The sequence below is a fragment of the Bradyrhizobium sp. SZCCHNRI1009 genome, from assembly GCF_032487575.1.
Taxonomy (GTDB): domain Bacteria; phylum Pseudomonadota; class Alphaproteobacteria; order Rhizobiales; family Xanthobacteraceae; genus Bradyrhizobium.
Genome location: NZ_JAUEUL010000002.1, coordinates 114583 through 134548 on the forward strand (window position 1 = coordinate 114583; position 19966 = coordinate 134548).

A 19966-nucleotide genomic window follows, 5' to 3' on the forward strand; every position below is an offset into this window, starting at 1 on the left:
CCCCCTCCCCGCAAGGGGGAGGGGCGTGCAGCGCCTGCGCGGCAGACTATGCTTCCGATCGCGAGCCCGACTACTTCACCAGCCTGAACCTCCCGCCCTCGACCTTGATCAGGAACGCCGAGCGTTCGTCGTAGCCGTTGTGGTCGGTCGGGCTCATGTTGGAAAGGCCGTTGTTGAGATAGATATCCTTGCCGCGCTCGAGTTCGTCGCGCAGCGCGGCGCGGAATTCCGGCGTGCCGGGCTTGGCGGCCTTCAGTGCGCCGGGAATGGCGCCCTTGAGCAGGGTTGCGGTGTCCCACAGATGCGCGGCAAAAATGTTGGGCTTGTCGCCATTGGCGGCCTGATAGGCGGAGACGAACGCATCGTGGGCGCGGCGGAACGGATCCTCGGGCGCCAGATCGTCGGCGATCGAGAACGCCTCGCCGGCGAAGATCGCGCCCTCGACAGTCTCCCTGCCGAGCTTGATGAACTCCTGCGTTGCCACGCCGTGGGTCTGGAAGATCTTGCCGGCATAGCCGCGCTCGCGCAGCGCCTGCTGCGGCAGCACCGCGGGCGTGCCGGCCGAGGCGATGAACACCGCATCCGGATTGGTTGCGATCACCTTCAGCGCCTGGCCGGCCGCGCTGGTGTCGCCGCGCGCATAGACCTCGTGGGTGGTGACGGTGATGCCGAGCTTCGGCGCCAGCTTGCTCACCTCCTGATAATAGCCCTCGCCATAGCCGTCGGACACGCCGATGAAGCCGAGCGTCTTCACCCCGCTCTTGGCGATGTATTTGAGCATGGCCGCCGCCATGATGTCGTCATTGGGCACGACCTTGAACGCCCATTTGCGCTTGTCGTCCATCGGCTGCACGATCGCGGTCGAGGCCGCCAGCGACAGCAGCGGCGTCCTGCTTTCGAGCGCGACGTCGAGCATCGGCATGGTCACCGGCGTCAGCGACGAGCCGATGATGACGTCGACTCCGTCCTGGATCACCAGCCGGCGCGCGTTCTGCAATCCCTTCACGCTGTCGGATTCGTCGTCGAGCGCGATGTAGACGATCTTCTCGCCGCCGATCTCCTTCGGCAGCGCCGCCACCGCCTTGATCTGCGGCTGGCCGAGCGCGGAGCCCGGCCCGGTTGCGGACACCACGATACCGACCTTGATGTCGGCGCGCGCGGGCGAGCCGAAAGCCATCGTTGCAGCAATTCCGATCGCCGTGAGCGCGGCTCTCATCGCGTATCCTCCCCCGTTGAGCGTGCTCGGCGCGTTGACTGGCCGAGACCTTGGCCGATGAGCGTAGCCGGACCGGCAGCCCCGTGTCTGTCCCCGTGGTTGGTGACGCGGGGCGCGGCGCTTCCAGCCGAGGCGGGTTGCTGCTAGGTTTCGGCGAACAAAAAGATCCGGGAGGAACGCATGGAGGCTCAGGAGCCTGGCATCGAGGCGGCCGGCGCCGTCGGCGCGATGGTGCTCGCGATCGGACAGCCCGCGTTTCCGCAAGTCCTGATCGAGGCGTTGCGCATCGTTGCCGATGTCGGTCACTGCATGGTGTTCACCTTCGAGAACCAGCGCTCGGCGCGCTGCCTGCTCAGCACGGGCAACATCGCGATCGGGCCCGACCTCGGCGCGGCCTATTCGGAGCATTTCCACACCGCCGATCCGAACCGGGAGGCGATCTTTCGCGCGCGCGGAGACGCGCGCCACATCCTGCTGCCGAACTTCGCACGCCGCATGTACCCGAAGGGCTACCGCAAGCTGTTCTTCGAGGATTCCGAGATCGTCGACAAGGCCGCCACCGCGATCTGGGTCGGCGATCACTGCACCTATGTGAATTTCTATCGCACGGCGGCGCAAGGCGGCTTCGCGCCGGACGAGCGCGAGCGCATCACCGCCGTCGCCCCGGTCGTGGCTGCCATCGTCGCCCGGCACTGCCAGGCTCGCGCCGCCGCGCTGGATCCCGCCGACAAATTTGCCTTGCTGTTCGCCGCCGGCGGTCCGCTGTCGGTGCTGACCGCGCGGGAGAAGGACGTCTGCCGTCGCATCCTTGAAGGCTTCACCTCCGAGGCGATTGCCGGGGATCTCGGCATCGCCCTCAACTCCGTCTTCACCTATCGCAAGCGCGCGTATGAGAAGGTCGGCATCGCCTCGCAAAACGAGCTTTTCGCGATCGCCCTTCGGCTGATGGCGACAGCGCATCCGCTGAACTGAGCGGGGCCCGCCTGCTGTCACCCATCACCGGGACAGACGTTGCCGGAGCGTGCGGCTAGCCTGCGCCGTCAGACCGGAGACCGAGAGTGAGCACAGCACCGCATTTCGACATCGATCCCGCCGCGTTCTGGGCAGATCCCTATCCGGCGCTGGCGCGCATGCGCCAGGAGGCGCCGATCGCGTTCGTGCCGCAGCTCGGCAGCACGCTGCTGTGCCGGCGCGACGACATCTTCGTCTCCGAAAAACAGATCGACGTCTTCAGCTCGCATCAGCCGCAGGGACTGATGAACCGGCTGATGGGCCACAACATGATGCGCAAGGACGGCGCGGCGCACATGGCGGAGCGTCAGGCGATCGCGCCGGCGGTGTCGCCGCGCGCCGTGCGCGTGCACTGGCTGGCGCAGTTCCAGGCGCACGCCGACCGGCTGATCGATGCGCTCGATCCGGCCACGGATGTCGATCTCGTCGGCGATTTCGCTCTGCCGTTCTCGGCCGAGTGCCTGAAGCTGATCACCGGCCTCACCAACATGCGCTTCCAGGACATGAATGCGTGGTCGCAGGCGATGATCGACGGCATCGCCAACTACACCGGCGATCCCGCGGTCGAGGCGCGTTGCAACGCCGCGACCGCCGGCATCGATGCCGCGATCGACGACATGCTGCCGGTGCTGGAGAAGACCCCGAACCAGAGCCTGCTTGGCGTGATGCTCGCCGCGCAAATGCCGATGGAGAGCATCCGCGCCAACATCAAGCTCGCCATCTCGGGCGGCCAGAACGAACCGCGCGACGCGATCGCTGGCACGGTGTGGGCGCTGCTGACGCATCCCGAGCAGCTCGCGCTGGCCATCACTGGCGAGGTGCGCTGGCTCCAGGTGTTCGAGGAATATGCCCGCTGGATCTCGCCGATCGGCATGTCGCCGCGGCGGATCGCCAGGCCATGGAGCATCCGCGACGTCGCCTTCGAGCCGGAGGAGCGCGTGTTCCTGATGTTCGGCTCGGCCAACCGCGACGAGGCGCATTTCACCGATCCCGATCGCTTCGACATCCGCCGCGACGTCTCCAAGAGCATCGCCTTCGGCGCAGGCCCGCATTTCTGCGCGGGCGCCTGGGCCTCGCGCGCGATGATCGCCGACGTCGCGCTGCCGACGCTGTTCGCGCGGCTCAAGGACCTGCGCCTGCGTGACACCGAGCCGGTGCGCATCGGCGGCTGGGCGTTTCGCGGTCTGCTCAATCTGCCGGTGACCTGGGACGCGACGCGGGATTGATCCTGGCCGCGGCCCTCGCGGGGAAGCGCCGCGCTCGGGCGGTCTCTACGCCCTGCCTGCTGCGATCGCCTGCGCCTCTGCGGCTGCGCGCTGCATGCTGGACGACATCTCGCCGGTGACCGTGCTCTGCTCCTCGACGGCGGCGGCGGTCGAGGTGACGTATTCGCTGACGTTCTGGATCTCGACCTTGATCGCGTTCAGCGCATTCACGACCTCGCTGGAGATCCCGTTCAGTCCGGAGATCTCCGCGCCGATCTTGTCGGTGGCGGCCTTGGCCTGCGTGGCGAGATTCTTGACCTCCGACGCGACCACGGCAAAGCCGCGGCCGGCATCGCCGGCGCGCGCCGATTCGATCGTGGCATTGAGCGCCAGCAGGTTGATCTGCCCGGTGATGTTGCCGATCAGTTCGACGATGCCGCTCATCGCCTGTGTCGCCTCGCTCAACCGCTTGGCTTGCGAATCGGCTGAGGCGACCCGGTCAGCCGCCCCCATGGCGGTCTCGCGCGACTTGGTCATGGCCTCGGAAATCTCGCGCACCGAGGCGTTCAACTCCTCGGCACCCGCTGCGACGGACTCCATCATGCCGCGAACGCGCTCATTGCCCATCCGCACCAGCACCTGCTTGGTGACGTCGGTGGCGTATTTCACGACCTTGAACGGCTTGCCGTTGAGGTCGAGGATTGGATTGTAGGAGGCCTGAATCCAGACCTCGCGGCCGCCCTTGCCGATCCGCTTGTATTCCGATGCCTGATATTCGCCGCGGTTCAGGGCGGCCCAGAAGTTGCGATAGGCCGGACTGTCGCGCTCCGACGGATCGACGAACATCGAATGGTGACGGCCCTTGATCTCGGACAGCGTATAGCCGAGCGCCTGCAGGAAATTGTCGTTGGCGTTGATGATGGTGCCGTCCAGTTCGAACTCGATCACGGCCTGCGATTTGCTGATGGCGGCGATCTGTCCGGCGAGATCGGCATTCCGAAGCTTCTGGGCGGTCACGTCGGTGGCGAACTTGACGACCTTGAAGGGCTTTCCGTTCTGATCGAACACCGGATTATAGGACGCCTGAATCCAGACCTCCTTGCCGCCCTTTCCGATCCGCTTGTATTCTGCGGCCTGGTATTCGCCGCGGTTCAGGGCGGCCCAGAACTCGCGATAGCCGGCACTGTCGCGCTCCTGCGGCGAAACGAAGATGCTGTGATGCTTGCCTTGGATCTCCGGCAGGCTGTAGCCAAGCGCATGCAGAAAGTTGTCGTTGGCGGTGACGATCGTGCCGTCCAGGTTGAATTCGATCACGGCCTGTGATCGGCCGATTGCCGCGACCTGGGCGCTGTAGTCGAGGTTCTGCAGCCGCACGCTCGCGTCGGACCACTCGACGACCGTTCCGGCGCGGGTTCCATCCGGGTGTTTCAAGGGCTGCGCGACCAGATCGAACGTCCACTTGCCGATCTTGATGGTGGCCCGGTGCTCGGAGGTAAGGGCCTGCAGCATGCGGCGCTGGTGCGTCGGGTCCTTGTGGAACACGTCGATGTTGGTGCCGATGAGTCCGTCGACGCGGAAGTTCGGCAATTGCGTCTTGAGATCGGCCTCCGCCTCACGCATCAGCGCCCTTACCGCCTCGTTCATGTAGACGATGTTGAGCTTGTCGTCAGCGACCATCACCTTCGCGGTGATCGCGTTTGCGGCCAGGGCGGCCAGGGATGCAGCGTTGTTCTTGCGGCCAAACATGATGGTCTCCTGTGCAAGCGATCACGTCAGCGATGTGCACATGCTCGTGATCACGCGGCAGTTGCCGCGATCCGGAGACGGCGCTGACTGCGATCATTCCTGAACTCGATGATTCCCGTAAATTCCCGGGGGCTTTATTCAATCTAACAGCTCGTCAGTAAGATTCGGTTAGGCAGCAATCTGCAGCGATGTTCTGATTGTGCAGGAATGGCCGTGAATCTGCGGGGCGTGTTCAGGTGTCGCAGGGCCGGGATTGCCTTAGATCAAGATCGACATGATCCTCGGCGCTAGGCTCCATCCGGATTGGATGGTATCGGCTTCGACATGCCAGGGAAGGACATTGCCGAAGTCATCGCGGTGCCGAGGGTGTTTCTCGACAGCCTCGGCATCGGCATCTCGATCGTCGACAGTGCAACGGGACATATCCGGTTTGCGAACGCCGAATGCTGCCGGATCGTCGGATACACGCTGGAGCAGCTCAAGACCAGTGGGCTGACCTTTGTGGATCTGACGCATCCAGAGGACCGGGAGCGCAATCGGCTGCAGCACGACAAGCTGCTTGCAGGCGAGATCGCGACCTATCAGCTCGACAAGCGCTATCTCCGGCCGGACGGAAGCATCGTGTGGGGACGCGTGACCGTCAATCCGGTCAGGGACGCCAGGGGTCGCCTGAAGTGGTTCTGCGCCGTAGTCGAGGACATCACGACAACCAGGATCCTGGAAGAACAGCTTGCGGCCGCGGAGAAGCTCGCTGGGCTGTCGACGTTCAATCTGATCGTCGATGCAGACGATTCCAAGGGAGATTTTCCGCCGGCGTCGCCATCGTCGCTGCGCGACATGTTGTGCCACGTGCATCCCGAGGATCGGAACGGGCTCGCGCAGGTCATCCGTCGTGCGATCATGAAGCGAACCGGCTATACGCGCGACTACCGGGTGCTTGGCAAAGCCGGTACGGTGCGCTGGGTCCGTGGCATGGCGACCTCTGTCTACAGCCCGTCCGACGGACGAACCCATCTCGTCGGTGCGACGATCGACGTCACCACGGATCATCTCGATCGCGATCGCCAGGTGCCGGAGTCCATTCGCAGGATCCTGGAACACATTGAGACGAACTGGGATCAGAAGATATCGATCCAGCAGCTCGCGGTTCGCTACGGCGTCAGCCCTCGCACGCTCTATCAGTACTTCGCGAAGAGCGGCGTCTCCTTGGCCGAGAAGATCAAGCTGACGCGAATCCAACATGCGCACCGCTTGCTGTACGATGCGAAAGCAGGTGACACGGTGACGTCGATCGCCTTGCGATGTGGCTTCAGCAATCCCGGGCATTTCGCCAGGGAGTATCGAAAGATCTACGGTGAGACGCCGTCGGAAAGTCTGAGGCAGGCGTCATTGCCGCTTGCGGCGCGGGGGGAAGCCGCCGCTGCTCCGTCCGTCCGCTGATTGTCAGCCGATCTTCACGGCTTCACATCTGGATGGAGCGCCGGCCAGATGTGCCCGACGGGCAATCTCCGCATGCTTCGTATGCGCGAAATGCCCGTCGAGTTAGTTTGCCGCAGCCGCGCCGGCTTGCGTCGTCGGGCAAATCAGGACGATGGTCTTGCCCATCCCGCCTCGAGCAGAGGGACGTACGCGTCGTCACGAACGTGGAGGCGGGCTGCGATGGACGTGACGGCTGTGCCAGACGAGTGCAGTCGTGACGGACGGCGAAGTCGTGTGGTCCTGGCCTCTCGACGCTGAGGTCTGCGCAACGCGCCAAAGGCGCGTTGTTGCAAAATGGGGGCAAGAACGCCGATCCCCAGGGAGAGCACGAAGGACACCGTAAAACCATCGCGCGGGGAAGGCCGGGTCTGTCCGGCTGTACCTGTGGTACCTGCCGCCTGCATTCTTTTGAGCAGGCGGGCCACGGGCCTCAGCCGAGGTCCGGCCTTCCTCGCGCCCTCTCGATTTTCAGGAGGGACATGATTGCCGCATCACCTGCGCCTCATGGGCGGCGGGAAGGCGGCGTCGCGTCTTTATGGGTTGTCTCGGGCACAGTGTGATGGAAGGCGCCAACCGCGATCTCAGCCGTCGTCCCGGCCTTGCACAGGGACCCATAACCCCAGGAAGATGTGTGAGGCACGCTGGTGGATCGATCTCGCTTCACCACCATGGCCGGTGGCTATGGGTCCCGGCGCAGGGCCGGGACGACACCGGTTGTGACGCGCGAGCTCTGGCAAGCGAGACATCGACCGACCGGCGCCACCATCGCGGTTCGCCTCACGCTTCCAGCGCCGTCCTGATCATGCGCGCGAGATCGGCGCTCATATACGGCTTCGCCAGCAGCAGCACGTCGGCATCGAGCCGGCCATGATGCACGATCGCGTTCTCCGTGTAGCCCGATGTGTAGAGCACCTTCAGTCCGGGACGGCGCTTCTCGGCCTCGATCGCGAGCTGGCGGCCGTTCATGCCGCCTGGAATGATGACGTCGGTGAACAGCAGGTCGATGCGTTCCGGATTGTCGATCAGCGCCAGGCCCTCGGCGGCGTTGCTGGCGGCGAGCGTGCGATAGCCGAGCCGCCGCACCTGCGCGACCACGTAGTCCCGCACCAGCGCATCGTCCTCGACGATCAGAATGGTCTCGCCGCCGCGCGCCACCGCCGGACGTGCCGTGTCGGCGGCAGGCAGCTCCGGCGCGCCCGCGGCCCGCGGCAGATAGAGCTTCACGGTGGTGCCGTGGCCTTCCTCGCTGTAGATCTTGACGTGGCCGTTCGACTGCTTGACGAAGCCATAGACCATGCTGAGCCCGAGGCCCGAGCCCTTGCCGACGTCCTTGGTGGTGAAGAACGGCTCGAACACCTTGTCGAGCAGCGGGCCGGGAATGCCCTGGCCGGTGTCGCTGACCGCGATCATGACGTAGCTGCCGGGCTTGGCGTCGCGGTTCAACTGCGCATAGTGCTCGTCGAGCGTGACGTTCTTGGTCTCCAGGGTCAGCTTGCCGCCGTCCGGCATCGCGTCGCGGGCGTTGAGCGCGAGGTTGAGGATCGCGGTCGAGAGCTGGCTCGGATCGATCAGCGCCGGCGCGCTGTCATGGGCCAGCATCGATTCGATCTCGATCTGCTCGCCGAGGGTCGGCCGCAGCAGGCGGCCGGCCTCGACGATGAGTGCATTGATGTCGGTGGCGCGCGGCTGCAGCGGCTGGCGGCGCGAGAAGGCGAGCAGATGCCGGGTCAGATCGGCGCCGCGCTCGGCGGCGGCGCTGATCATGCCGGCGATGCCGGCGAGCTGGGGCTTGTCCTTGACGGCGTCGGCAAGGATCTCGATCGTCCCGGTGATGACGGTCAGGATGTTGTTGAAGTCGTGCGCGACGCCGCCGGTGAGCTGGCCGATCGCCTCCATCTTCTGCGCCTGACGGACCTGGGCCTCGTTGGCCTCGATTTCCTGGAATCGCCGCACCATCGCTTCCGCGGCGCGGCGCTGCCGGATCTCCTCCTCGAGCTGCGCATAGGCTTTCTGCAAGGTGATGCGCGTCGGCAGGACCAGAAGCTGAGGCAGCATCTTGATCATGATGACGATGATTCCGATCGAGGTGACGCCGAGAAAGACGTTGATGATGTCCGTGATGGTCGAGGTCGGCACCCAGAGATCGACGATCGCGAGCAGGCGGGTGACCCCGACGACGGCCACGAAGGTCGCAAGCGCCCCGACGATGCCGCGGAACATGACGTCGCGCCAGCGCCGCCGCAGGAACGTGCCGACGACGAAGGCGATGGTGAAGAAGGCGCTGGCGATCAGTCCGTTGGACACGACCTGCAGCCATGTCCATGCCACCGCGCCCTCCAGACCCGCCGCTTGCACCGTCAACGTCGGCATATGCAAACCATCCTCAACAACGCAACCCGCCAAATCCGGGCTCGCCCGGTCTGTCGTCGTCGCAACCCGAACGGATCATTCAGCTTTTCGTCTCGGGTGCAAGGGCAATGGCGGCTTCGACGTGCATCGCGGCAGGGCGCCCTCGCCGCGAATGCCGCTCCGCCGCGCGGCGTCAAAAGCCTGCCACACATCCTTTACCGCCCGGTCACGCGGTTGTTAACGCGCCGACCTAAGCCGCTCGACACCGTCATCACCATGGGGAATGAACGAGATGTCGAACACGATCGCGCACAACCGGCGCGAGTTCCTGCGGCTGCTCGGAGCGTCGGCTGCGACCGCCGCCCTCGGCCAGAGCATCGAGCGCGCGCATGCCATTCCGGCGTTCAATCGCCACGGCAGCATCGAGGACGTCAAGCACATCGTGGTGCTGATGCAGGAGAACCGCGCCTTCGACCATTATTTCGGTGCGATGCGCGGCGTGCGCGGCTTCAACGATCCCCGCGCGGTGAAGCTGCCGAACGGCAACCCGGTGTGGCAGCAGCCGAACGGCGCGGGGGCGGTGATGCCGTTCCGCGTCGACAATGCCGGCCAGGTCTATGTCGAGGACGTCGCCCATGGCTGGAACGACGGTCAGAAGGCCTGGAACAACGGCAACTACGACAAGTGGATCGCCAACAAGGGCACCACGACCATGACCTGCATGAACCGGCAGGATCTGCCCTGGCACTATGCGCTGGCCGACGCCTTCACGGTGTGCGATCAGTATTTCTGCTCGGTGATGGGACCGACCGATCCGAATCGCTACTACCTGTGGACCGGCTGGGACGGCAACGATGGCAAGGGCGGCGGACCGGTCATCACCAATGCGGAAGCCGGCTACGACTGGACCACGTTCCCGGAGCGGCTGGAGAAGGCGGGCATCTCCTGGAAGGTCTATCAGGACATCGGCACCGGGCTGAATGCAGCCGGCTCCTGGGGCTGGACCCAGAATCCGTGGATCGGCAATTACGGCGACAACTCGCTGCTGTATTTCCACCAGTACCAGAATTCGCAAGCAGGCAGTCCGCTGTACGAGAAGGCGCTGCGCGGCAGCAACATCGCCAATGGCGGCACGTTCGAGAACCTGTTCGACGGGCTGCGCAACGACGTCCGCAACGGCACCCTGCCGCAGGTCTCGTGGATCGCAGCTCCCGAGGCGTTCAGCGAGCATCCGAACTGGCTGCCGGGGCCGGGCGCCTGGTACATCTCCAAGGTGCTCGACATCCTGACGTCGAATCCGGAGCTGTGGAGCAAGACCGCGCTGATCATCAACTACGACGAAGGCGGCGGCTTCTTCGACCATGTCGTCGGTCCGTACCCAGCGATGTCGCAGGCCTGGGGACAGTCGACCGTCGATGTGAGCACGGACCTCTTCGCCGGCGATGGCAGCCACATGGCCGGTCCCTACGGCCTCGGCGTCCGCGTGCCGATGCTGGTGGTGTCGCCGTGGTCGCGCGGCGGCTTCGTGTGCTCGGAAGTGTTCGACCACACTTCTGTGATCCGCTTCATCGAGCGCCGCTTCCACCACAAGGCGCCCGATCTGTTCGAGAGCAACATCCCGGCATGGCGGCGGGCGGTGTGCGGCGATCTCACCTCGGCGTTCAACTTCACATCGCCCAACGAAGGCATGGCGCCGCTGCCGAGCACGGCCGGCTACAAGCCGCCGGTCGCCGACATCACCTCGGGCGCGCGCTTCGACGACTATCATCCGGTGCCGCCCGCCAAGCAGGTCCTGCCGCAGCAGGAGCCGGGCATCCGTCCGGCGCGCGCGCTGCCCTACGATCTGCGTGTCGACGGCGATGCCGATGCCGCGCACAAGACGTTCGGAATCCGCTTCGTCAATCCGGGGCAGGCCGGCGTCTGCTTCCACGTTCGTTCCGGCAACACCGCGGCCGGCCCGTGGAGCTACACCGTCGAAGCCGGGAAATCGCTGCACGGCGTGTGGGACCTCGCGGCCAGCGCCGGCCAGTACGATCTGTCGGTGTACGGGCCGAACGGCTTCTTCCGCCACTTCAAGGGCGGCGTCGCCACCACCGCGGCGCTCGTCGATGTCGATACCGTCCATCTCTGCGATTGGGACGACGGCGACGATGCCCGCAGCCTTGCGATCGCGCTCACCAACAAGGGCGCGAGCTGCGTGGTGACTCTGGCCGACAACTACACCGGACGCAGCGAGCGGCACCGGCTGCAGCGCGGCCAGCGGCTGGAGACGCGGGTTCGCCTGCAGCAGACCCATGGCTGGTACGACCTGACGGTCACGACGGACGGCGACGCCAACTTCAACTGGCAGCTTGCAGGCCACGTCGAGAACGGTCGGCCCAGCATCAGCGATCCGGCGATGGGAAGGATCGCCGCGACCTGATCGCAGACGACGGCGGGAGGCGCCCGGAGCAAACCGGGCACCTCTCACGACGACGAAGCGACGAGGCCTTCGTTGGTCGCATCGTCGGCATTGGGATCGCCTGGCGCGGTGGCCCAGGCGAGCTCGACCAGGGTGACGATGCGGCGGCCGGCGCCGTCGAGCTGGCAGACGATGAGGCCCTGGTCCTCGATATAGGTCAGCAGGCGCTGCGCCCGGCGCAGCGAGTGCGAGCCGTAGGCGCGGGCGATCGCGGCATCGCTCGGGCAGGGGCGGCCGTCCTTGGCGGCGCGGGCGATCATCATGAACACGCCCTGCATGTCCTCGGGCAGCAGCGAGGCGCGCAAGGTGACGTCCTGCCAGCCGGCGTCGTCGGCCGCGTCATCGCCGCCGAGGCCGGCACGGGCGCGGGTCAGCATGCGGCGGAACTCGTTGAGGTCGGGCACGGCCGTGCCGAGCCCCTCGATGCGGCAGCGGACGACGAACTCCTGGTAGAGCACGCCGACGGCGCGGAAGCCCGCGTCGGGCTCGGCCAGCACCGCGCGCAAGACGCGCTCGACGCGGGCTTTGCGCTCGGCGAGCTCCTCCTCGCTGACGGCGGGCGCCGGCGGCTCGGGGCGCAGCTCGAGCGCAGCAGACTTCGCCGCCATCAGCTGGTCGAGCAGCTCGGGCTGCGGCTTGCGCTGCGGCCGCGCGTTGGTCTCGGGCGGCGGTGCGGCGAGAATCACCGCGCGGGCGTCTTCGAGCGACGCTTCCGGCAGCGGCATCAGCCGCGGCGTCGCGTTGCGCGGCTTGGTGTCGGTCGGGCCGATGCGCAGGCCCAGCGGCCGGCGCGACAGCGCGGGGCCCAGCGCCATGAACTGGCCGCGCTCGAGGTCGCGGAACGCCTCGGCCTGGCGCCGCTCCATGCCGAGCAGGTCGGCAGCGCGGGCCATGTCGATGTCGAGGAAGGTGCGGCCCATGAGGAAGTTCGAGGCCTCGGCCGCGACGTTCTTGGCGAGCTTCGCCAGCCGCTGCGTCGCGATCACGCCCGCCAGCCCGCGCTTGCGGCCGCGGCACATCAGGTTGGTCATCGCGCCCAGCGACGCCTTGCGGGCCTCGTCGGAGACTTCGCCCGCGACGGCCGGTGCGAACAATTGGGCTTCGTCGACCACGACCAGCATCGGGTACCAATGGTCGCGGGAGATCTCGAACAGGCCGTTGAGAAAGGCGGCCGCGCGCCGCATCTGATTCTCGGCATCGAGGCCTTCGAGGTTGAGCACCGTCGAGACGCGATGCATCCGGGCCCGCTCGCCGGCGACCTGCAGGGCGCGCTCGGTGTGGTCCTCGGCCTCGATCACGAGATGGCCGAATCGCTCGGCCAAGGTGACGAAGTCACCCTCGGGGTCGATGATCGTCTGCTGCACCCAGGGCGCGCTCTGCTCCAGCAGGCGGCGCAGGAGATGCGACTTGCCGGAGCCGGAATTGCCCTGCACCAGGAGCCGGGTCGCCAGCAGTTCCTCGAGGTCCAGGGCGGCAGGCGATCCCGCCGCCGTCTGCCCCATCTCGATCGCAACCGTCATGTGCCCCGACTCAACCCCGCTTCACGCAGAGGCTGGCGCTTAACAAGCGCAGCCGCGCACGTCGAGCGTTTGCGTTGGACTGTCCCAAGTTGCGAGATCGGCTGTGGATGGACGGATGGATCCCGCCGCGCCGCCGAGTTCCTCGTTGATGCGCTCGTTGCCCGTTCGGGCCAGTGCTTGGCGCCCGCGCGCATTTCACGATATTGTGCGATGAAAAAGGGGCCAGGAGTGAACGAGCATTCGGATGCCGGTCGCGCGACGTTTCAGGCGTTCGCGCGCGCGGCCGACTTCCTGCAGGGAGGCGGGGAGATGGGAGCGCTCATGCGCATCCATGATTGGTCACGGACGCCGTTGGGGCCGCCCGAGAGCTGGCCTCAGTCGTTGCGCACGTCGATCAGCACCTGCCTGGACTGCGCGTTCCCGATCCTGATCTGGTGGGGCCCGGAGCTCGTCATGCTCTACAATGACGAATATCGCCCGATCCTCGGCTCGCAGAAGCATCCGGCCGCGCTCGGGGCGCCGGGGCACGCGGTATGGTCCGAGATCTGGGAGGTCATCGGCCCGATGTTGCGGCACGTCATTGGGCTTGGCGAAGCGACCCGTTCGCGCGACATGCCGCTGTTCATCGACCGCCATGGCTACCTCGAAGAGACCTATTTTTCGTTCTCCTATTCGCCGATTCGCGACGAGACCGGCGGTGTCGGCGGTGTCTTCACCCCCGTCATCGAGACGACGGCCCGGGTCGTGGGCGAACGCCGCATGCGGACCTTGCGCGATCTCGCCGCGCGCGGCCGTGCCGACAGTCTGGCGGATGCTTGTCGCGAAGCCACCGACGTCCTCGCCGAGAATCCGCATGATGTCCCGTTTGCGCTGATCTACCAACTCGGCGAGGACCAGCGATCGGCACGGTTGCTGAGCGCCGCGGGGGTACACCCGGACAGTGCAATCGCGCCGGCGCAGATTGCCCTCGACAGCGATGGGGACGGGCTGTGGCCGGTCCGGGCGGCGGCGCGCGCGGTGGCGCCGATTCGCGTCGTGCTGGATCGTGCGAAATTTGCCGGCGTCCCGACCGGCGCATGGCCCGAGCCGCCGCAGCTGGCACTGGCGCTGCCGGTTGCGACGGGGCGGGAGCAGGCGACGGTGATCCTGATCTGTGGCGTCAATCCGCGCCGCGCCCTCGACGCCGAGCATCAGGGCTTCTTCGATCTGATGGCCGCTCAGCTCGGCAGCGCCTTCTCCGAGACGCTCGCCTATGAGCAGGAGCGGCGCCGCGCTGAGACGCTCGCCGAGATCGATCGCGCCAAGACCGCGTTCTTCGCCAATGTGAGCCACGAGTTCCGTACGCCGCTGACGCTGATGCTCGGTCCGCTCGAAGATGTGCTGCGGTCGCAGAGCTTGCCGCCGGCAGATCGCGACCGGTTGGAGATCGCCCAGCGCAATGCCTTGCGGCTGCTCAAGCTGGTCAACACGCTGCTGGATTTCTCGCGGATCGAGGCCGGCAGGATGCAGGCGGTCTACGCGCCGGTTGACCTCGCGAGCCTGACCGCGGAGATCGCCAGCACCTTCCGCTCGGCGATCGAAGCCGCCGGCCTCAGGCTGATCGTGGATTGCCCGACGCTGCCGGAGCCGGCCTATGTCGATTGCGAAATGTGGGAGAAGATCGTCCTCAACCTGCTCTCCAACGCGTTCAAATTCACCTTCACGGGCGACATCGAGGTCCGGCTCGTCACCTGCGATCGTCATTTCGAGCTGAGCGTGAAGGACACCGGGACCGGCATCCCGCAGCACGAGCTGCCGCGGCTCTTCGAGCGTTTCCATCGCGTCGCCGGCGCGTTCGGCCGCACCCATGAAGGCTCGGGCATCGGGCTCGCACTGGTGCATGAGCTCGCCAAGCTGCACGGCGGATCCGTCGTGGCGACCAGCGAAGCGTCGCAGGGGAGCACGTTCGCGGTCAGAATCCCTAGGGGACGAAGTCATCTCCCGTCCGATGCGGCGCCGGCGCAGGAACCCATGCTTCGCGGTGCGCGGCCGTTCATCGCGGAGGCATTGCGCTGGCTGCCCGATCCGCCGTCGCTCGACGCGCATGCCGTTCCGGACATCGACATCACCACCACGTCAGCCGACAGGGCCGGGCCGCGCCCCCGCATCCTCCTGGCCGACGACAATGCCGACATGCGCGACTATGTCCGCCGCCTGCTCGCCGCGCGCTACGATGTCGAGACCGTCGCCGATGGTGAAGCCGCGCTCGCGGCCATCGCCCGCGACAAGCCCGACCTCGTTCTGTCCGATGTAATGATGCCGCGCATCGACGGCATGCAGTTGCTGGCACGGCTGCGCGCCGATGAACGGGTCGGTACCATCCCGGTGATCCTGCTGTCGGCCCGGGCCGGAGAAGAGAGCCGCGTCGAAGGCATGGAGGCCGGTGCGGATGATTATCTGATCAAGCCGTTCAGTGCGCGTGAACTGCTGGCGCGTGTCGAGGCGCATCTCAAGATGGCCCGTCTGCGTGCCGAAGCGACGGAGCGACTGCGCGCCAGCGAGGAGCGCTATCGCGCTTTCGTAACCGCGAGCTCCGACGTCGTCTATCGCATGAGCCCGGACTGGCGGGAGATGCGCCAGTTGCAGGGCAAGGACTTCATCGCCGATACGATGAAACCGAGCCAGGGCTGGCTCGCCAAATACATTCATCCGGACGATCAGGCGCAGGTGACTGCGGCGATCAGCAGGGCCGTCGCGACGAAGGGCATGTTCGAGCTGGAGCACCGCGTGATCAGGATCGATGGCAGCCTCGGCTGGATCGATTCGCGCGCCATCCCCATTCTCGGGCGTGACGGCGAGATCATCGAGTGGTTCGGGACGGCGCGCGACATCTCCGAGCAGAACAAGGCCGAACGGGAATTGCGCAAGAGCGAGGAGCGCCTGCGCAGCGCGGTCGAGGTCGGGCGGCTCGGCCTGTGGGACTGGAACGTCGCGACCGGCGAGGTCTATTGGTCGGACGAGCACTTTCGCATGGAAGGCTATGCTGTTGGCGAGCTGACCCCGAGCTACGAGGCCTGGGCGGCGCGCATCCATCCCGACGATCGTCCCGCAGCCGAAGCCGCGCTTCACCGCGCGATGGAGGCGCACCAGGAATATGTCAGCGAGTTTCGCGTGGTGCATCCGGGCGGCGCAATTCGCTGCCTGTACGGCCGTGGGCGCTTCTTCTATGACGACGCGGGACGACCGATCCGCATGACCGGCGCCATGGTCGACGTGACCGAGCGGCGTGAATGGGAGGAGCGGCAGAAGGTGCTGGTGGCCGAACTGCAGCATCGCACCCGCAACCTGCTGGGCGTGGTGCGCTCGATGGCCGACAAGACGGCGCGTGCCAGCGCCGATCTCGGCGATTTTCGCGCCCGCTTCCGTGATCGGCTGGATACGCTGTCCCGAGCCCAGGGCCTGCTGTCCCGCCTCAAGGAGAATGATCGCGTCACCTTCGACGATCTGATCCGTAGCGAGCTGTCGGCTGTCGCCGGCGGTTCGGAGCGCATCGGGCTGTCGGGACCGTCCGGCGTCAGGCTGCGGTCGTCGACCGTTCAGACCCTTGCCATGGCCCTGCACGAGCTCGCCACCAACGCGGTCAAGTATGGCGCGCTGGCGCAGCCCTCGGGCCGGCTCTGCGTGGTCTGGTCGCTCGATCGCGAAGGCGCGGAAGGCCAGCCCTGGCTGCATGTCGAGTGGCGCGAGAGCGGCGTCGACATGCCGCCGCCAGCCACGATGCCCGTCGGCACGGGGCAAGGGCGCGAGCTGATCGAACAGGCCTTGCCCTATCAGCTCAGCGCGAGGACCTCGTACGCTTTCGCATCCGACGGTGTCCGTTGCACGATATCGATTCCCGTTTCGCTCACCACACTGGAGCTTGAGGATCATGCCTGAACGCTCGCTTCGCGACCGTCATATCCTCATCGTCGAGGACGAGTATATGCTTGCCGACGAGCTGCGCTGCGCCTTCGGTAGTGCCGGCGGCACGATCCTGGGCCCGGTCGGAACCGTCCCTGACGCGCTCGCCTTGATCAAACGCGAGGGGCGGATCGAAGGCGCCGTTCTCGACGTGAACCTGCGCGGCGACATGGCGTTTCCGGTCGCCGATCTGCTGGTCGAACGCGGCGTGCCCTTCGTTTTCACCACCGGCTATGACGAATCGGTGATCCCGGACCGCTTCTCGAAGATCCTCCGCTGCGAGAAGCCGATTGCCGTCGATGGGATCATGCGTGCGCTCGGACGCCTGATCAAGAGGACGGCGCCGCAATGACACGCCGGTCGGATTGAGCCGGGCGCCCTCACACCTCGCGCCGGCTGAGGAAGGCGAGCCGCTCGAACAGGTGGACGTCCTGCTCGTTCTTGAGCAGCGCACCGTGCAGCGGCGGGATCAGCTTGCGCGGATCGCGCTCGCGCAGCTGCTCGGGACCGATGTCCTCGTTGAGCAGCAGCTTGAGCCAGTCGAGCAGCTCGGAGGTCGACGGCTTCTTCTTCAGGCCGGGCACGTCGCGGACCTCGAAGAAGATGCGTAGCGCTTCCTCGACCAGCCGCTTTTTGATGTTCGGGAAGTGCACGTCGACGATCCGGCCCATCGTATCCGGATCGGGGAACTTGATGTAGTGGAAGAAGCAGCGGCGCAGGAACGCATCCGGCAGCTCCTTCTCGTTGTTGGACGTGATGATGACGATCGGGCGCAGCTTCGCCTTGATGGTCTCGTTGGTCTCGTAGACGTGGAATTCCATCCGGTCGAGCTCGAGCAGCAGGTCGTTCGGAAACTCGATGTCGGCCTTGTCGATCTCGTCGATCAGGAGCACCGGCCGCTGCTCGGCCGTGAAGGCCTCCCACAGCTTGCCGCGCTTGATGTAGTTCTTGATGTCGGACACCCTGGAGTCGCCGAGCTGGCTGTCGCGCAGTCGCGAGACGGCGTCGTATTCGTAAAGGCCCTGCTGCGCCTTGGTGGTCGACTTGATGTGCCAGGTGAGCAGCGGCGCGTTGACGGCCTTGGCGACTTCCTCGGCCAGCACGGTCTTGCCGGTCCCCGGCTCGCCCTTCACCAGCAGCGGGCGCTCGAGCACGATCGCCGCATTGACGGCCACTTTGAGGTCGTCGGTGGCGACGTAGTCCTGGGTGCCGGTAAATTTCATCGCGTCTCGCTCATCGTTCGAACTTGTGTTGAGTGGCTACGCAGCGGCAACGCCGCTGCGGCTTTGAGATGATGGCTGCCATCGGAAGCAGAAATAATCAAGCGCGCCTGATCAATGAGAGGATCACGAGCACGATGACGGCGCCGATCGTGGCGTCCAGGATCGCCCCCAGCGTGCCGCTGGCAAGCGCAATGTGCAGCGCCGGCAGCACGTAGCTTGCGACCAGCGCGCCGATGATGCCGATGACCATGTTGCCGATCAGGCCGAAACCTGCGCCGCGCACGATCAGCCCCGCCAGCCAGCCCGCGACGGCGCCGATGATCAGTGCTGCAATGATACCCATGAAAGCCCCCATTCCGCCTGTTGTTCCAGGGATTGTAGAGCAAAATGCCGGCGGGTCCAGCGCGGGGCGGGGAGCGGCCCTTGACGTGCCCTCCCAGCCGCGCGATCTAATGGGTATGTTCCTGCAATTCTTTACAGCACTGCGCGACGCGCAGGTCCCGGTCTCCTTGCGTGAATATCTCACGCTGATGGAGGCGGTCGACGCCGACCTCGCCGAGCACTCGGTCGAGAATTTCTACTATCTGTCGCGCACCGCGCTGGTGAAGGACGAACGCAATCTCGACAAGTTCGATCGCGTGTTCGGCTCCGTGTTCAAGGGGCTGGAGAGCCTGCTCGACGCGATGGAGAAGGCCGAAATCCCCGAGGAATGGCTGAGGAAGCTGGCCGAGAAATACCTCACCGAGGAAGAGAAGAAAGAGATCGAGGCCATGGGCTGGGACAAGCTCATGGAGACCTTGAAGAAGCGCCTGGAAGAGCAGAAGGGCCGTCACCAGGGCGGCAACAAGTGGATCGGCACGGCGGGCACGTCGCCGTTCGGCGCCTATGGCTACAACCCCGAAGGCGTCCGCATCGGCCAGGAGAAGAACCGCAACAACCGCGCCGTGAAGGTGTGGGACCGGCGCGAGTTCAAGGATCTCGACGGCAATGTCGAGCTCGGCATCCGCAACATCAAGGTGGCGCTGCGCCGCTTGCGCAAGTTCGCCCGCACCGGCGCGCCGGACGAGCTCGATCTGGACACCACGATCCGCGAGACCGCCAATCACGGCTATCTCGACGTGCACATGCGGCCCGAGCGGCGCAATGCGGTGAAGGTGCTGGTGTTCTTCGACATCGGCGGCTCGATGGATTCGCACATCGCCCAGGTCGAGGAGCTGTTCTCGGCCGCCAAGAGCGAATTCAAGCACATGGAATATTTCTACTTCCACAACTGCCTCTATGAGGGCGTGTGGAAGCAGAACAAGCGCCGCTTCACCGACCGCACGCCGACCTGGGACGTGCTGCACAAGTACCCGCACGACTACAAGGTCGTGTTCGTCGGCGACGCCTCGATGTCGCCTTATGAGATCATGGTGCCCGGCGGTTCGGTCGAGCACGTCAACGAGGAGCCGGGGTCAGTGTGGCTCGACCGCGTCATCCGCACCTATCCCCACGCGGTGTGGCTCAATCCGGTGGCGCAGAAGCATTGGGACTATTCGGAGTCCACCACCATCATTCGCCGCATCTTCTCCGAGCGCATGTATCCGATCACGATCGAGGGATTGGAAGCGGCGATGAAGGAGCTGGTGAGGTAAGGCGCTCGTTCTGCGGCGCGCGATGCAAGGCCGTCGTTGCGGGCGGTCGCGATAGCGACCAAATCCGGAATATCGAGCTTGTGCGATCGGCTCTGGATTCCGGGTTCGGTCCTGACGGACGACCCCGGAATGTAGACGCGAAACGACGCCGCTCGGCGGCTGGAAAAGACGAAGGAAGAAGAC

Annotated in this window: 13 protein-coding genes; 7 read left to right on the forward strand and 6 right to left on the reverse strand. The window is 65.8% G+C overall.

The window, feature by feature from the left end; all coding sequences use genetic code 11:
* Positions 1–70 precede the first annotated feature (70 nt).
* The gene (locus tag QX010_RS04095) at positions 71–1216 is read right to left on the reverse strand and encodes an ABC transporter substrate-binding protein (protein WP_316177803.1); all 1146 of its coding nucleotides are present in this window, start codon (positions 1214–1216) and stop codon (positions 71–73) included.
* 180 nt (positions 1217–1396) lie between these two features.
* Between QX010_RS04095 and QX010_RS04100 the strand changes: the two genes are divergently transcribed.
* On the forward strand, positions 1397–2188 hold the full coding sequence (locus tag QX010_RS04100; RefSeq protein WP_316177804.1) for a helix-turn-helix transcriptional regulator: 792 nt from the start codon (positions 1397–1399) through the stop codon (positions 2186–2188).
* 86 nt (positions 2189–2274) lie between these two features.
* Complete coding sequence (locus QX010_RS04105; protein WP_316177806.1) at positions 2275–3453, forward strand: cytochrome P450; 1179 nt, start codon at positions 2275–2277, stop codon at positions 3451–3453.
* 45 nt (positions 3454–3498) lie between these two features.
* Here the strand turns inward: QX010_RS04105 and QX010_RS04110 are convergent, their stop codons facing one another.
* Complete coding sequence (locus tag QX010_RS04110; RefSeq protein ID WP_315805772.1) at positions 3499–5178, reverse strand: PAS domain-containing methyl-accepting chemotaxis protein; 1680 nt, start codon at positions 5176–5178, stop codon at positions 3499–3501.
* 324 nt (positions 5179–5502) lie between these two features.
* On the opposite strand from QX010_RS04110, the gene QX010_RS04115 reads away from it, so the two are divergent.
* Positions 5503–6618: a PAS domain S-box protein gene (locus tag QX010_RS04115; protein WP_316177808.1), complete on the forward strand. Its 1116-nt coding sequence runs from the start codon at positions 5503–5505 to the stop codon at positions 6616–6618.
* An 816-nt stretch (positions 6619–7434) separates the two neighbouring features.
* Here the strand turns inward: QX010_RS04115 and QX010_RS04120 are convergent.
* A complete protein-coding gene (locus QX010_RS04120) occupies positions 7435–9027 on the reverse strand; it encodes an ATP-binding protein (protein WP_316177810.1) in 1593 nt (530 codons plus the stop codon).
* Between the two features lie 271 nt (positions 9028–9298).
* Between QX010_RS04120 and QX010_RS04125 the strand changes: the two genes are divergently transcribed.
* The gene (locus QX010_RS04125) at positions 9299–11428 is read left to right on the forward strand and encodes a phosphocholine-specific phospholipase C (protein ID WP_316177812.1); all 2130 of its coding nucleotides are present in this window, start codon (positions 9299–9301) and stop codon (positions 11426–11428) included.
* Between the two features lie 44 nt (positions 11429–11472).
* Here the strand turns inward: QX010_RS04125 and QX010_RS04130 are convergent, their stop codons facing one another.
* Positions 11473–12987: an ATP-binding protein gene (locus QX010_RS04130; RefSeq protein WP_316177814.1), complete on the reverse strand. Its 1515-nt coding sequence runs from the start codon at positions 12985–12987 to the stop codon at positions 11473–11475.
* Positions 12988–13296: 309 nt separating this feature from the next.
* On the opposite strand from QX010_RS04130, the gene QX010_RS04135 reads away from it, so the two are divergent.
* Positions 13297–16902, forward strand: a complete 3606-nt coding sequence (locus QX010_RS04135) for a PAS domain-containing protein (RefSeq protein ID WP_316177815.1) — start codon at positions 13297–13299, stop codon at positions 16900–16902.
* Complete coding sequence (locus tag QX010_RS04140; protein ID WP_315804509.1) at positions 16895–17278, forward strand: response regulator; 384 nt, start codon at positions 16895–16897, stop codon at positions 17276–17278. Before QX010_RS04135 ends, QX010_RS04140 begins: the two co-directional genes overlap by 8 nt.
* A gap of 28 nt (positions 17279–17306) precedes the next feature.
* Here QX010_RS04140 and QX010_RS04145 read toward each other — a convergent pair whose 3' ends face one another.
* Positions 17307–18149, reverse strand: a complete 843-nt coding sequence (locus QX010_RS04145) for a MoxR family ATPase (RefSeq protein WP_315717852.1) — start codon at positions 18147–18149, stop codon at positions 17307–17309.
* A gap of 97 nt (positions 18150–18246) precedes the next feature.
* Positions 18247–18492: a GlsB/YeaQ/YmgE family stress response membrane protein gene (locus tag QX010_RS04150; protein WP_315717851.1), complete on the reverse strand. Its 246-nt coding sequence runs from the start codon at positions 18490–18492 to the stop codon at positions 18247–18249.
* A gap of 115 nt (positions 18493–18607) precedes the next feature.
* Between QX010_RS04150 and QX010_RS04155 the strand changes: the two genes are divergently transcribed.
* A complete protein-coding gene (locus QX010_RS04155) occupies positions 18608–19783 on the forward strand; it encodes a VWA domain-containing protein (protein ID WP_315804510.1) in 1176 nt (391 codons plus the stop codon).
* The last annotated feature ends 183 nt before the right edge of the window (positions 19784–19966 follow it).